The organism is Jeotgalibacillus soli (assembly GCF_000829435.1).
Taxonomy (GTDB): Bacteria; Bacillota; Bacilli; order Bacillales; family Jeotgalibacillaceae; genus Jeotgalibacillus; species Jeotgalibacillus soli.
On record NZ_JXRP01000019.1, the window covers coordinates 69972 to 85224 of the forward strand.

General features: G+C 39.9%; 17 protein-coding genes. 1 reads left to right on the forward strand and 16 read right to left on the reverse strand.

From position 1 onward, the window contains the following. Nucleotides 1–59: 59 nt before the first annotated feature. The 14 genes from KP78_RS14495 to KP78_RS14555 all read right to left on the reverse strand — a co-directional run bounded on the left by KP78_RS14495 (nt 60) and on the right by KP78_RS14555 (nt 12750). A complete protein-coding gene (locus KP78_RS14495; RefSeq protein ID WP_041090082.1) occupies nt 60–1256 on the reverse strand; it encodes a pyridoxal phosphate-dependent aminotransferase in 1197 nt (398 codons plus the stop codon). A 16-nt stretch (nt 1257–1272) separates the two neighbouring features. Further along, entirely contained in the window at nt 1273–1749 is a 477-nt protein-coding gene (locus tag KP78_RS14500; RefSeq protein WP_041090083.1) for a cell wall elongation regulator TseB-like domain-containing protein, read from the reverse strand. Between the two features lie 12 nt (nt 1750–1761). After that, complete coding sequence (locus KP78_RS19400) at nt 1762–1932, reverse strand: YpmA family protein (RefSeq protein ID WP_084220098.1); 171 nt, start codon at nt 1930–1932, stop codon at nt 1762–1764. A gap of 88 nt (nt 1933–2020) precedes the next feature. Next, nucleotides 2021–4807, reverse strand: coding sequence for an ATP-dependent DNA helicase DinG (dinG, locus tag KP78_RS14505; RefSeq protein ID WP_052474853.1), 2787 nt, complete (start codon nt 4805–4807; stop codon nt 2021–2023). 70 nt (nt 4808–4877) lie between these two features. Beyond that, a complete protein-coding gene (gene panD / locus KP78_RS14510) occupies nt 4878–5264 on the reverse strand; it encodes an aspartate 1-decarboxylase (protein WP_041090084.1) in 387 nt (128 codons plus the stop codon). Between the two features lie 2 nt (nt 5265–5266). After that, nucleotides 5267–6115 carry a pantoate--beta-alanine ligase gene (gene panC / locus KP78_RS14515; protein WP_041090085.1) on the reverse strand — a complete coding sequence of 283 codons (849 nt, stop codon included), beginning with the start codon at nt 6113–6115 and terminating at the stop codon, nt 5267–5269. Next, nucleotides 6112–6951: a 3-methyl-2-oxobutanoate hydroxymethyltransferase gene (gene panB / locus KP78_RS14520; RefSeq protein ID WP_041090086.1), complete on the reverse strand. Its 840-nt coding sequence runs from the start codon at nt 6949–6951 to the stop codon at nt 6112–6114. The genes panC and panB overlap by 4 nt, the downstream gene beginning before the upstream one ends. Before the next feature lie 248 nt (nt 6952–7199). Beyond that, complete coding sequence (locus KP78_RS14525) at nt 7200–8180, reverse strand: biotin--[acetyl-CoA-carboxylase] ligase (RefSeq protein ID WP_041090087.1); 981 nt, start codon at nt 8178–8180, stop codon at nt 7200–7202. Continuing rightward, on the reverse strand, nt 8165–9355 hold the full coding sequence (locus KP78_RS14530) for a CCA tRNA nucleotidyltransferase (protein WP_041090088.1): 1191 nt from the start codon (nt 9353–9355) through the stop codon (nt 8165–8167). The genes KP78_RS14525 and KP78_RS14530 overlap by 16 nt, the downstream gene beginning before the upstream one ends. Beyond that, nucleotides 9352–10494 (reverse strand): N-acetyl-alpha-D-glucosaminyl L-malate synthase BshA, encoded by a 1143-nt coding sequence (bshA, locus tag KP78_RS14535; protein WP_041090089.1) that lies wholly within the window; start codon nt 10492–10494, stop codon nt 9352–9354. The genes KP78_RS14530 and bshA overlap by 4 nt, the downstream gene beginning before the upstream one ends. Then, nucleotides 10491–11201: a bacillithiol biosynthesis deacetylase BshB1 gene (gene bshB1 / locus KP78_RS14540; RefSeq protein ID WP_041090090.1), complete on the reverse strand. Its 711-nt coding sequence runs from the start codon at nt 11199–11201 to the stop codon at nt 10491–10493. The genes bshA and bshB1 overlap by 4 nt, the downstream gene beginning before the upstream one ends. 15 nt (nt 11202–11216) lie before the next feature. Next, complete coding sequence (locus KP78_RS14545) at nt 11217–11591, reverse strand: methylglyoxal synthase (RefSeq protein WP_041090091.1); 375 nt, start codon at nt 11589–11591, stop codon at nt 11217–11219. 20 nt (nt 11592–11611) lie between these two features. Next, the gene (gene dapB / locus KP78_RS14550; protein WP_041090092.1) at nt 11612–12409 is read right to left on the reverse strand and encodes a 4-hydroxy-tetrahydrodipicolinate reductase; all 798 of its coding nucleotides are present in this window, start codon (nt 12407–12409) and stop codon (nt 11612–11614) included. Then, on the reverse strand, nt 12406–12750 hold the full coding sequence (locus KP78_RS14555) for a nucleotide pyrophosphohydrolase (protein WP_041090093.1): 345 nt from the start codon (nt 12748–12750) through the stop codon (nt 12406–12408). The genes dapB and KP78_RS14555 overlap by 4 nt, the downstream gene beginning before the upstream one ends. Before the next feature lie 100 nt (nt 12751–12850). On the opposite strand from KP78_RS14555, the gene KP78_RS14560 reads away from it, so the two are divergent. Continuing rightward, nucleotides 12851–13720, forward strand: coding sequence for a YitT family protein (locus KP78_RS14560; RefSeq protein WP_041090094.1), 870 nt, complete (start codon nt 12851–12853; stop codon nt 13718–13720). 35 nt (nt 13721–13755) lie between these two features. On the opposite strand, the gene KP78_RS14565 is transcribed toward KP78_RS14560, so the two are convergent. Continuing rightward, nucleotides 13756–14433: a zinc metallopeptidase gene (locus tag KP78_RS14565; protein WP_041090095.1), complete on the reverse strand. Its 678-nt coding sequence runs from the start codon at nt 14431–14433 to the stop codon at nt 13756–13758. A gap of 58 nt (nt 14434–14491) precedes the next feature. Then, on the reverse strand, nt 14492–15202 hold the full coding sequence (locus KP78_RS14570; protein ID WP_041090096.1) for a sporulation protein YpjB: 711 nt from the start codon (nt 15200–15202) through the stop codon (nt 14492–14494). Nucleotides 15203–15253: the final 51 nt, after the last annotated feature.

Here is a 15253-nt window from a genome sequence, read left to right on the forward strand (position 1 = left end):
TAGTGCTTTATTTTAACCATGTTAATAACTGAAATGTTTACTATCTAATCAATCAACAATTAAGATCGCTTCGAATGCTCTATCACATATTGAGCTATTCTATCGAGTGCTGTTTCAAAGGATGTTAGATCGGTTGCATAGGATAGACGGATGTTATCGTCAACACCAAAGCCTGAACCCGGTATTACGGCTACATTTGCTTTTTCAAGTAAATCTGTTACAAATTCATCTACTGTAGAAAATCCGCATGCTTCAGCCGCTTCTTTCACATTCGGGAATAAGTAGAATGCTCCTTGTGGCTTGATGCATCTAAAACCTGGAATTGCATTAAGTGCCTCAAAGACTTTATTTAATCTTTCCTCAAAGGCAGCTCTCATCTCTTCAACCGGTTCTTGGGTTCCTGTGTAAGCAGCGATCGCACCAAACTGGGCCGTGGTGGTTGGGTTTGAAGTCGAATGACTAGCCAAATTAGTCATTGCTTTAATAATTTCTTTGTTGCCGCCAGCGTAACCAATTCTCCACCCTGTCATCGAGTGTGATTTTGAAACACCATTGATCACAATCGTTTGCTCCTTTATTTCATCTGAAATAGAAGCAATCGAAACATGCTTTGCATTGCCGTAGATCAACTTTTCATAAATTTCATCTGATACGATTAGGATGTTATTCTCCAAGCAAACCTTTGCAAGTGCTTCAAGCTCCTCAGCTGAATAGATCATCCCGGTTGGATTACTTGGTGAGTTAATGATAATCGCTTTAGTCTTACTGTTTATCACTTTTTCAAGCTGTTCCGGAGTAATCTTGTAAGATTGATCCTCTGTTCCTTCAATATAAACCGGATTTCCTCCTGCAAGTTTTACTTGTTCAGGATAGCTTACCCAATATGGTGCTGGAATAATAACTTCATCTTCTTCATTTAAAACCGCTTGAAATAAACAATAAAGTACATGCTTCGCACCGCTTCCGACAAAGACTTCACTCGCATCATAATTTATCTGCTGATCCTCTTTAAATTTATTAATAATCGCATTTTTCAATGATAGTAATCCAGCAGCTGGCGTGTATTTCGTTTCACCAGCTTTCATGGATTCATATGCTGCTTCTATAATATGATTGGGTGTATTAAAGTCTGGCTCACCTGCTCCAAGACCAATCACATCTTTCCCTTGTGCCTTTAATTCTTTGGCTTTTGCCGTAATGGCTAAAGTTGATGAAGGTGTTAAAGCTTTTACGCGATCTGCAAGCAATTGACTCATTCTGTTTTCCACTCCTCTAGAGGTTATTAATAGTTCTCCACCACTCACCTGTATCAAACAATACATAGTAGTAATTTAAATTCGCGTCCTGATCCTCATACTTAATTTCCCAAACAGGACCAACGCTTTCATAGCCAAGTTTAATCGAAGTCACTTTTGATAGAGAATCTTCTTGTTCAAGCATAGCAAATACTTCGTCCTGTGTAATACCGTCTTCAAGCTGCCTCGTAACTATTTCTCCTTCATCACGAGGGATCCATGCAACAATTTGTTCAGTGTCTCTGCTAATACCCGTCACAACCACGTAAGAGTTGGTCCCATTATATATATACTGATCATCAATCGATTGCATTTCAAGGTCATTCTGTGCAACCACCACTGCTTCTTCAATTGAAGAAGTTAAAGGCTGCCTTGCAATGACGTAGATTGATATAAAAAGAGTAATGACGACCACAGTCAATAAAGACAGGATAATCACGATCCATTTTTTCATGTAATCCCTCGTTTATGTTCGATAAATTGTAAATACAGCCTTTTCCTGATTCTCTTGATCCAGTGATAGGCCGAACATTAAATCTTTATGCTTCAGCGTTCTATTAAGCGCATCCACTACCTTATAAAGATCCGGTGTTTTTTGAATGGTTACAGTGGATAAAACTTCAATTTTACTCTCCATCTACTTTCACTCCGTTTTCATATATGCTAGTTTACCCCATTCATTATAACAGTTTTCATAAAGGTTCCGGGAATGAGATTATATATTTTTATAACCATTGTTCAATCTCATCAACAATCGAATTCAAGTCTCTCTCTTCTAACCGGACATCCGGGATCGAGGAGAGAAAATGACTGCCATATGAAGTTGTCAGCAAACGGCGATCAAATACAACAATCAATCCTCTATCCGTTTCATGACGAATCAATCGTCCAAAACCTTGACGAAAACGAATAATTGCTTTAGGTAATGAAACAGATAAAAACGGATTTCCTCCTCGTTTTTTCACATTTTCTGATTGAGCTTTTGTTAACGGTTCGTCCGGAGGCGAAAATGGCAGCCGCACAATCACTAGACAAGATAAGTCTTCTCCAGGAATATCGACTCCCTCCCAAAAGCTGCTCGTTCCAAATAAAATAGCTTTATCAAAACGCTGGAAGTTTCGTGTCAGCTTTGATCGGCTGCCTGTCGTAATTCCTTGCGCCATCAAAACAAAGTCTTCCATGAGCCCACTATCTTTCATTAGGTCATATGTGTTTCTTAGCATTTCATGAGAAGTAAAAAGAACGAGCATCCTGCCTTTTGTTGCTTGACCCATCGCAATTAAATGATCTGTAATCATTTCTATATACTCCTGCTGCGACACGCTCTTAATATCTGGCAGATCCTTAGGAACCATTAGGCGTACTGCTTTGTCATACTTAAATGGAGATGGCTGAACAGAACAATCAATTAAATCCAGCGGAATTCCCAATCCATTTAAAAAATAATCAAAGGAATCATTTACCGTTAATGTGGCAGAGGTTAAAATCACACAACTTTCCTTACTAAAGAAATGTTCCTTCATTTGCTGATCAACGTGTATTCGTCTAGAGGTCAACGATAAACTGCCTGGAAGTGATCTCAAATCTCCATCTAACCAAACCACGACATCATCTTCCTGCTTTAAAAAGAATGCGCGGACGGCGGTTATCCACTCTGACCATTCTAGTAAAAATGAGTAGATTTCTTCAGACAATACCTTTTGATAGTCAGTTAAACGTGAATTGCTCTTCTTCACTTGATCCAAATTCGCCTGAAGACATCGATCAATTTGCTTCATGCTTGATAATAATCGTTCAAACGCATAAGTAGCGGCCCGCCATTCAGACGTTTGGACAATATCACGATCAATGCTAAGACTGAATTTTTGTCGTCCCTGCCTGATCGTAGCAAAATTTCTAAACAAGCCAGTAAGTATTTGAAATGACGTATCAGCCTCAGCAGCTACCGTTGCAATCGAATCCTCTGATAAATGAACAATTCCTTCTACCAACGCTAATTCTTTTACTAGGCGGTTCATGCGACCGACTAAAAGATCTTGATCAGGTGCACCAAGTTGACCTATTATGTATTTCAAATTCATATAATCAAGCTGCTTGCCCCACTGCGCCCGACATGTATCTTCAAAATGATGAGCTTCATCTACAATTAGCAAATGATGATCCGGAATAAGCTTTTGCTTTCGAACAGCGTCGTGAACCAGCATAGCATGATTCGTTACAATGATTTGAGCCATATTCGCCTTATTAACAGCTCGTAAATAGAAATCACGTTTTTTCCAAGGATCTTTTTCCTCACCTAGAAACCATCCGTCATGTCGTATTCGATTCCAGAACAACCGGCCGCCACTGGTTAAATTAAGCTCGTCTACATCACCAGTAGTGGTTTCTGTCAACCATGTAAGAACCTGCATTTTTGTAAGCACCACATCATATTGCGCTTCTTCCTCTGCTAGAGACTGTTCAAATTTAAAAATATGCAAATAGTGCCGGCGACTTTTTAAAAGGGCGATCTGCAGCTTATGATGAAAAATCTCATTTAGCCACTTGGCTTCTTTTTGAATGATTTGTTCTTGTAATTGAACGGTTTGTGTACTTACAACCACGCGCTTGTGCTGCATGGCATAAAATGCTGCCGGCAGCAAATAGGCCATTGTTTTTCCAACACCTGTTCCTGCTTCAATTGCCAGATGTCTTTGATGCTCAATTGCGGATTGTACTTGGTGAATCATCGACAATTGAGCTTCACGTTTTTCATACGCAGGAAATGCTTTTTCCAGTAATGCTGACCAATCCCTTTTAAGTGAGTGTTCAGAGGGAGACAATACATCCATATTATCTTCTCTCTTCAGCGCTATACCGCGAATCACTTCAATATCAGGGGGTAAATTAGGCATGGCATGCCTTTTAACAGCAATCATGCTCGTTAATAGCTGTGAAATATCACTTTTTAAATGTACAGAGAGCTGTGACATTTTTTCGATCGTCACAAGCGGTAATTTCTCAAGCTTTTCGATGAAATGCTGTAATAGACAGGCAGTAGCCCATGCGTCACTGTCTGCCTGATGTGGTCTATCATGAAAAAGAGCAAACTGATTTGTTAAATCTGAGAGCTTAAAGCTGTCAGTTGTAGGCAATAAAACCCGTGCAAGTTCAACCGTATCAATTACCGGACCTTTCCATTCAGCATATCCTGATTCCTGAAGCTCATTTTGTACAAAAGGCAAATCAAAATGAACATTATGCGCAACAAAAACAGCTCCTTCAAGGCGCTCTACAATTTCTCGAGCAATCTCATGAAACGAAGGAGCATTCTTTACCATTTGATCGTTAATTCCTGTCAGTTCTTCAATAAACGGCGGAATGGGCTGATGCGGATTGATAAAGGATGAATATTGATCCACAATTTCATTGTTCTCTAAAACGACGATCGCTATTTGAATCATACGATCACCTTTTTTAGCTGCATTTCCCGTCGTTTCAATATCCACAACAGCCATTTTGTTTTTCAACATTGCCGTCACAACCTTTACTTCTATTCAAAAAGCTTGCTTACATTTTTTTACTTTATCCATATCTCATTCACTACGAGATAATGGTTGCTTCTGGTTCGTGATTAATCATCTCAACAATTTCATTATCCTCATTCATTATTGCAACCTTAGGCTGATGGTATCTTGCTTTTTCATCCGGGACCATCATATATGAAATTATAATGACAACATCGCCTTCTTGAACCAAGCGTGCCGCAGCACCATTGATACAAATAACCCCGCTGCCTCGCTTCCCCTTAATGATATACGTTTCAAAACGAGCACCATTATTATTGTTTACAATTTGGACCTTTTCATTAGGATACATACCTACAGCGTCTAGGATATCCTCATCAATGGTGATGCTTCCAACATAATTTAAATTGGCCTCTGTCACTCGAGCACGGTGAATTTTACCGTTCATCATTGTTCGAAACATTCTTAACCCTCCTCTAACGTAAACACAACATTGTCAATTAATCGAGCCTGTGAAAATTGCACCGCTAGCGCAATGATCACTGTGCCTTTAGCAAATTGAATTTTCTCAAGATACGGATAACTCAGCATTTCTATATAATCAATTTTTCCGCTCGTATTATTTAAGATGATTGATTCAGTCTCTTTCAGTATTTCCTCTGTAGAATGATTTTTTGCAAGTTTTTTTGCATGCGTTAATGCTTTGAACAAGAAAGGGGCCTCTTCGCGTTCCTGATTACTTAAATAAACATTTCTAGAGCTTTTCGCCAAACCGTCTGACTCTCGTACCGTGTCAATAGCAACAATTTTCACTGGATAGCGATATGCTTCGACAAGCCCCTGCACAACCGCTACCTGCTGTGCATCCTTACGGCCAAAGTAGGCGACTGTAGGCTGAACGACATGAAATAAAATTGAAAGGACTGTTACAACACCATCAAAGTGACCAGGTCGTGAAACACCACATAAACGATCTGTACGTTTTACTGCCACCATTTTCACGGGCAGTTCTTGTGGGTATAGCTCCTTAGCAGTTGGGCAAAATAACACGTCAACTCCAGCAGCTTCTGCATGTTTTTGATCCTGTTCTATATTACGCGGATAAAGTTCAAAATCTTCATTTGGTCCGAATTGCAATGGATTGACAAATATGCTCATCACTGTAATGTCACACGCTTGAGTTGATTGTTGAACAAGTGTTAAGTGTCCCTCGTGTAAAAAACCCATCGTTGGAACAAACCCAACTGATTTCCCTTCCACTCTCCACTTTCCTGCTTGCTCTTGCATTTCGTTTACAGATGTTATAATTTTCACCCTGATGATCCCCCGTACAATGCAATTCGTTCTTCTTCTTTCATAGAAAAAGAATAGTCATAATTCGGAAATGTACCGTTTCGAACTTCTTCAATATATTTATTAAGCCCCTGCTCCATTTCGTCTGAAGCATTGGCAAATTTTTTGACGAATTTAGGTAATCGATGATCCCCGTAACCAACAAGATCATGATAAACGAGTACTTGGCCATCTGCTTGAACACCTGCACCAATACCAATGGTCGGGATTTCTATCGCATTTGTAACCTGCTCGGTTATTTCCTGAGGTATACATTCTAGAACGACTGCAAAAGCACCTGCCTGCTGGCATGCTTTTGCATCAGCGATTAGCTGTTTCCCTTGCTCAGCTGTTTTCGCCTGAACTTTATAGCCACCGAGCACTCCCGCTGACTGTGGAAGCAATCCTAAATGTGCCATAACTGGAACACCAGCATTGGTTAGTGCTTCGATCATTGTGATTACCTCACCGGCTCCTTCTACCTTTACAGCATGAGCTCCTGTTTCTTGCAGCAGCCTTGTAGCAGCCTTTAATGTTTCTTCTTTTGATAAGTGATACGTCATAAAAGGCATATCAATAACAATAAATGTATGAGAGGCTCCTCGTTTTACTGCTTTGCCGTGGTGAATCATATCATTTAATGTAACTGGTACAGTTGAATCGTAGCCTAATACAACCATTCCAAGTGAATCACCTACAAGAATTAGATCCGTTCCGACTTTTTCCACAAGCTTAGCCGTGGGGAAATCATAAGCTGTTACCATCGTAATCTTTTCATTCTGCTGCTTCATCTTAATGAAATCTGTCGTTTGCTTCATCGTTCACTCCTCCTTATTAAATAATGAGAGGGTAACGAAACAACGCACTGGCTGATAAACAAAAAGAAACCCCTCATTTAGACAGAAGGATTCCAATTAGATCATTCATTGTTTCGATCCTCCGTCCCTGTCGCGCAATGGATCAAGGCAGAAATAACTATTAACTTTTGAACCTTCGGGTGCAGTTCATTTGATACTGCCCACTGCAAGTATACCAGATGATAAGGTTTTTTAGCGATCATTTCTACTTATAACCACTCAATATCTGCAGAATAAATTGGATGAACTACACCATCCTTGTCTTCGAGCAATAGGACCCCCTCATCTGTGATGCCCAAAGCAACGCCCGAAATGGAGTCGTGTAATGTTCGAGCAGTTATATGTTTACCGATCGTAACGGCGTAGCTTTCCCATAACAGCTTGATGGGTTCAAAGCCTTTATCCATATACATCTTATAGTAGCGCTCAATATGAAATAACACACGTTGAACTAATTTAGCTCTGGAAACGGGTTCTCCCTTTGCAAGAGCGAGCGAGGTAGCAATTTCATGAAGTTCTTCCGGAAAATCAGCTTGCTTTTGGTTAACATTCATACCCATTCCGATAATTAAAGAATAAATTCTTTCACTGTCTGCTTGTAGTTCAGTTAAAATTCCCGTTATTTTTTTGCCGTCTATTAGAAGATCGTTTGGCCATTTTATCTGCACCTGCAGTCCACAAACTTCTTCAATTGCCTGAACAATCGCTACCGATGTAATTAATGTAAATTGCGGAGCTTTTTGAGGTGGCAGTTCAGGGCGAAGAAGCAAACTCATCCAGATTCCCGTGCCTGGTGGTGAATACCATTGCCTCGACATCCTGCCACGACCAGTCTTTTGTTCCTCAGCGATCACAAGCGTCCCTTCTGGAGCTGATTCTTGGGCTAATTGATGTGCAATTTTCTGAGTCGAATCTAACGTCTGGTAAAAAACGATATTTCTTCCGAGTTGTTCGGTTTCCAAGCCCAGTAAGATATCATTTTCTGTGACTAAGTCACTTCTCCCAACAAGACGATATCCTTTTTTTCTTCTCGATTCAATGGTAAATCCATCCCGCCTTAGTTCTTCGATATGCTTCCAAATAGCTGTTCTTGTACAGGAGGCTTCATACGCAAGTTCTTGACCCGAGACAAATTCATCTTTGTGTGCCGTCAATGATGACAATAAAGCTTCCCTTATTTTTGATGCCATTGCTTCACCCACTCTTTTATTTCATTTTCATTATTTTCAATGGAACCTTCTATCACCTTTTGTTCGATATCTTGGATTAAAGCGCCAAGCCAACGACCCGGTTTTCCTCCTATCCAAGCCTGCAGTAATTTCCCATTTACTTTTAACTCAGCCCGGTTTTTAATGGGAAGTGAATCCCACATGTCGTGAAGCGGCTGTTTTTCATTTTTGCAAGCTGTTAGATACAAATATAGGCTTTGAGTCTGTAATGCAAGCGGTAGGCCGGTTTGATAAAGGGAAAAGGGTGTGTATGGATGAGAATATCGTTTGTTCATCTGTATAATAAGCTGTTCAATCTCTTTTACACGCTTCATGGAATGTCTCCACATTTTTAAATACGAAGGCACATCTCTAATATTTAGTCGGATGACGATAAGCGCCCATCGTTCTATTAAGGATAATCCTTCCATGTCATCCATTAACAATTGATCAAGCTTAGCGGTATGATCAAAGCCCGGGAGAAATGGAAGCAAATCGGTCTCGTGTAAATACTTCAGTGCGTCTTTAACATTTGGACCATTGAGTAATTTATCGAACTCCATTCTTTTTCTTTCAACCGCTACATATGTAAGAAGGGCTTTTTGACGACTCATCGCTCTAATGGCTTCTTTATCAATGGAAAATCCCAACTGAGATGCAAACCGAGCCGCGCGGAGCATTCTAAGCGCATCTTCAGAAAAACGCTCAGCAGCTGTTCCAACTGTACGAATTACTCTTTCATTTATAGCGGCCCTGCCTTCATAAAAATCGACAAGCTCACCTGAAGTAGATAATGCCATGGCATTCATTGTAAAATCCCTGCGTTTTAAATCTTCATCCAGTGAACGAACAAAAGACACTTCATCTGGTCTTCTATGGTCACTGTATGTTCCTTCTGAACGAAAGGTTGTAATCTCAAACGCTTCTTTATTAACTAAAACGAGTACAGTCCCATGCTCTATACCGACATCAACGGTTTTTGAAAAGATTTCTTTAATCTCTTCTGGTGTTGCAGAAGTCGCAATATCAATATCGTTAATTTGTCTATCTAGAAGACAGTCTCTCACACATCCTCCAACAAAATAAGCTTCATAGCCCTTGGATTCGATTTTTTCAAGAACTGGCATTGCTTTTAAAAATGGTGCTGATAGCCTCATAGAGATACCACCTTATGGTTTAGTACCTCCATGTATAGTTTCTCATATTGTTTGACGATTTCACTCGAACGAAACCGATTTTGAACTGTCCATAAAGCGTGACTTGACATTTTTTCATACAACTCATCATCTGTTAATAGTTCATATGCCTTTTTAGCGATTGTTTGAACATCCCCGACTTCGCATATGTAACCATTCTTTTCATCTTCAATCACTTCCGGTATACCGCCTACATTTGTTCCAATACAAGGTACACCGCACGCCATTGCTTCTAGGGCGACCAGTCCAAAGCTCTCTTTCTCAGACAGCAGAAGCTTCAAATCACTAATTGAATAAAGTTCTTCTAAGTTATCTTGTTTTCCAAGAAACTTCACGTCATCATCGATCCCTAGCTCTCTCACTTGTTTACAAATCGTTGACATTTCAGGTCCATCCCCTACGAGCAGAAGCTTTACCTTCATTTGTTTGCGCACTTTAGCAAATGCCTCAACAACATCCTGCACCTTTTTAACTGCTCTGAAATTGGAAACATGAATCATCACTTTTGTATTTTTCTCTATCCCGTATTCTTCTTTTAATCGAGTAGATGGATTTTTCTTATACACTCGTTCATCAATAAAATTATGGATCACGTCTAATGATTTATCAGGTGCAATCAATTCATGTGTTTGTTTAGCAAGTGCATGTGATACGGTTGTTACTCGATCGGACTGTTCAATACCAAACTTTATGGCATCAGTTAATGATGGATCATATCCAAGAACAGTAATGTCCGTTCCGTGTAATGTGGTCACAATACCAACAGAGGACTTGGCCATCTGCTTTCCAATAATTGCGCAAACCGCATGGGGGATCGCATAATGGACATGCAGAATATCTAGCTTTTCTCGCTTGATGACCTCCGCCATTTTACTTGCTAGCGCAATATCATAGGGAGGGAACTGAAAAACAGAATAATGATTTACTTCTACCTGGTGAAAATATATATTTGAATACATTTTATTTAATCGAAACGGAACACTCGATGTAATAAAGTGAATTTCATGACCATTTTCGGCTAGAAGCTTACCTAGTTCAGTCGCAACAACACCAGATCCTCCAACTGTTGGGTAACAGGTAATTCCAATTTTTAACTTCATCGTTCATCTCCTAGCAGATCATAATCAAGTACCACTGGTTTTGCCGACATAAATCCTTCCGCATAGGCAACCTGCACTTCTTTTCCAAATAAACGGTCACGGGCTTTGACTCCTTCCACATATCCATCTGTTAGTGGCGTCTCTACACCCTTTTCTGGCTGAAATTGACTTTTATAAGCTAATAAACTCTTCATCTTGATGTCCATTTCACTAGAAATATCTACAACAAAATCAGGATGATGAAAGCCATTAATCATATAATAGTAAAGGGACAAACTTTTATGGGCAGGCCTATTAAGATTTGTCTTATAACGATGAATACTAGCAGAGAATGCAGCCTCAGTAATCAGACGCGACGCATTTCCATGATCCGGATGCCGATCAACCTCGTAAGGAGCGAACAGAATACGCGGTTTGTATTTACGAATTACATCTACGACCGCATTAATTTGCTCTGGTGTCGATGTAATTCCGCGATCAGGAAGAGAAAGGTTAATTCGTTTTGTAACACCAAGTATTTCTCCTGCTGTGGAAGCCTCGTTTTGTCTTATTTCGGGAGTTCCGTTTGAAGACAGCTCAGCTTTTGTTAAATCGCATAAAACCACCCGGCTGCCCCTTTTTGACCATTTTACGATTGTACCGCCCATGCCAATCTCGATGTCATCCGCATGAGCACCAAATGCAAGGATATCTACGGGCTGATTCATGTTAGACCCTCTTTTCTATAATTCATTACGAATAATTGCTTGTATTAATACGTTAGCAATTCCTTCATTCGTTGCAATTGGTATATTGTATACGTCGCCTAATCGAATTAAGGCCGACACGTCCGGTTCGTGAGGTTGCGCAGTTAGCGGGTCGCGAAAGAAAAACACCGCATCCAATTGCTGATTGGCAATTCTAGATCCAATTTCCTGATCGCCTCCAAGCGGGCCTGATTTAAAACGATGGATGCTTAGCCCCACTTCATCTTGAATTCTGGTGCCTGTTGTGCCTGTAGCAAAAAGTTCATGTTTTATAAACTCCTGATCATGCTTTTGAACGAATCGAATTAAGTCATTTTTCTTTTTATCATGCGCAATTAGAGCAATTTTCATCACGGATCCCCCTTTTCGAATTAATCTAAAATGTTTTCAAGACCGTAAACGAGTGTTTCAAGGTTCATAACCGTTTCGACACATACTTTTACACCAGACATAAAAGAAGCGCGGTCGTGTGAATCGTGACGGAGCGTTAGCATCTGACCTTCTCCACCAAACATCACCTGCTGGTGTGCAACAAGACCTGGAAGACGAACACTATGGATTCTCATTCCTTCGTAATCAGCACCTCTTGCACCTTGAATCGTCTCTTTTTCATCTGGGTGGCCCTGTTTTTTTTGCTCTCTTTGCTGCGAAATCATCTGAGCGGTTTTTACAGCTGTACCAGATGGAGCATCTAGCTTTTTATCATGATGCAGTTCAAGTATTTCTACATCTGGAAAATACTTCGCTGCCATTGCTGAAAATTTCATCATCAACACAGCACCAATTGCAAAGTTAGGTGCAATAATAGTTCCAACCTTCTTTTCTTCAGACAAAGCTTTTAATTCTTTTAATTGAGACGCAGTAAATCCAGTTGTACCAACGACCGGACGCACACCATGAAGCAGGGCTGTTTTTGTATGTATGTATCCTGTTTCTGGAATAGTTAAATCAATTAAAACATCTGGAGAGGTTGAAGTGAAGCACTCTTCTAGCTGGTCATAGACCGGGCATTGAACAGAAGAAAATCCTTCAATTTCATTTAAATCTCTCCCACCGTTTCTGTGATCCAGAACGCCAACGAGTTCAAACTCCGCAGTGTTCATGATCAATTTTACAGCTTCTCTTCCCATACGCCCTCTCGGTCCTGCAATAACAACTTTAATACTCATTTCTGTTCCTCCGTTTCTTTACGTGTCCAACGGTCTTTATCGCGTGTTGTAAACTTTTCCATCACTCGTTCATGAGATCGCTGTAAACTAATATTTTGCTCATTCGCAAAGCATGCAATTACAAATAGCAAATCACCTAACTCTTCTTCAATAGTACTATCATCTTCTGAGCTTTTCTTAGTTTTTTCACCATAATGATGGTTCACTTCCCTTGCGAGTTCACCAAGCTCTTCGGTCATTCTTGCTATCATAGCTAATGGACTAAAATAGCCTTCTTTAAATTGACCGATATAATCGTCAACTTCTTGCTGAAGCTGTGCAATGGTTTTCTCATTTGACATTGTTTTCACTCCAATTCATTGGTACGCTGAACCCGTATTGCCTTCTACCATCCCATTGTCTATAATGACTGACGTATAGCTTTTCTAAGGAGGGATTTACATGCCGTTTGGTTTAAAGATAAAAAATTGTTTGTTTATCATTTTTGGATCCTCTATATTCAGCTTCGGTATCGTTCATTTTAACATTCAAAACAACCTTGCTGAAGGGGGTTTTACAGGCATTACGCTTTTATTATACTTTATTTTTGATTTTAAGCCTTCTATAACGAATTTATTGCTTAATATTCCTATTTTTATTATTGGGTGGAAGCTGCTTGGCAGAAAAGCTTTTCTATACACGATCCTTGGGACAATCAGCGTTTCATTTTTCTTAGAGCTATTTCAACGCTATCAGTTACACATTCCTCTTTCAGATGATTTATTTTTAGCTGCTCTATTTGCTGGTGTTTTCATTGGCGTTGGCCTCGGGATTATTTTTCGTTTTGGCGGAACAACCGGCGGCGTCGACATTCTTGCACGGCTTGCTAAAAAATATATAGGCTGGAGCATGGGAAGAACAATGTTTATCTTTGACGCTGCTGTTATCGCTCTTTCAATGGCCACCTATTTACATTACCGAGAAGCAATGTATACCCTTGTAGCAGTTTTTGTTGGCGCAAGAGTCATTGATTTTATGCAAGAGGGAGCCTATTCAGCAAAAGGTGCGATGATTATCTCCCTCCATCAAGAACAAATTGCAAAAAAAATCACACTGGAAATGGATCGCGGCGTTACAGTGCTGACTGGCTACGGTCATTATACAAAAGAGCAGCGTGGTGTTTTATATTGTGTTGTAGGACGGAATGAAATTGTTCGATTAAAAAACCTCATTACTTCGATTGATCCACATGCATTCGTATCTGTAACGGATGTACATGATGTTTTGGGTGAAGGATTTACGCTTGACGAACATAAACGTCCAATCGAATAAAAAATGACTGCCATTTAAATGGCAGTCATTTTTTATTACTCTTCTTGGTTCATTCCAATAAACATTAAGATGAAACGAAGAAGCTCAAGAAGCGCAACTAGCGCAGCAGCTACATAGGTCAGCGCAGCAGCATTTAATACTTTTTTCGCATGGGGTTCTTCTTCATTGCGAATTAATCCTATGCTGACCATTTGATTCATCGCTCTGGATGAAGCATTAAACTCAACCGGCAAAGTAACAAATTGGAACAGTACTGCTGCAGCAAAAAAGATAATTCCTAGTAGATAAAGCTGAGCAAACCCGAGTAGTGCACCTCCGAGGATGAGGAAAATCGAGAGGTTGGATCCAAGATTTGCAACTGGAACTAATGCATGGCGAAAGCGCAGGAATGAGTAGCTTTCAGCATCTTGAATAGCATGTCCTACTTCGTGAGCAGCAACGGCCGCCCCTGCAACAGACATGCCATAATAATTATCTTCAGAAAGTACAATCTCTTTCGAGCTAGGATTGTAATGATCACTTAAGAATCCTTTTCCGGGCTTAACCGTAACGTCATAAATTCCGTTTTCCTGCAAGATTCTACGCGCTACTTCAGCACCGGTCATATTTGCTGTTGTTTGGATCTTTGAATACTTTTTGTACGTACTCTTCACACGCCTACTTGCCCAAAATGGCACAATTAAGATGATCGCGAAGTAAATAAGAAATCCCATTATGACCCTCCAATAATTTATGTTCTGATTAAAGTTTACATGCAGGAAAGAATACCTGTCAATCATTTCGATCCCGAATTTTCTTTCTATTGCGCTCACCTTCATAATTTCGCCATGAAACGAACAAAAGTGTTGTGAATATTATTCCTCCGACAAAGAATGCAACGATCCATAGAGATGAGTGGTTAAAATTATCTTGGACCTGGATATCTGATAAGACTGGAACAGACCCATACGTGTAACCTTGAAGATTGTTATCAAGAAGTGGAATAAATGTAGATGAGGTCAGCTCAGTAACATGAGCCCAATCATTTTTTTCTTGAGCTGCTATTAACGTAGGAAGCATAGCGTGATAAAGAAGATCTATTTTCTTTTTTACCTCTGGATCCTTTGTCGCTTCATAACGATCCGATGCTGCCTCTAGATCTCTGCTTAAAAAAGAGAAATAACTTAATGTATCCTGATCAATGTATTCTGCCAGCGATGTAAAAGACCACGCTGCAAATAGTTTATATTGTTTAGTGTGTGCTGAAGAAGATAAGGTATCTAATAAATACCGTACCTGCATATATAATACTTCCCGCTCTTCATCTGTTACTTGAACTTGCTTTAGCCAATGATCAACCTCTACTATGGCTTCTTCATATTGCCCAAACGACACATACTGTATAATTTGCTGAAATGGTTGAGATTGCCCTGCCGCGGAGTGATAGGGAGCTACCACCAATATTATAATAAGCAGGACACAATATAAATTTTTTAGCCTCATCTGTCATCCCTCCCTATCCTACTCTATGCAGGATAGAAGAGAAAAAGAAGG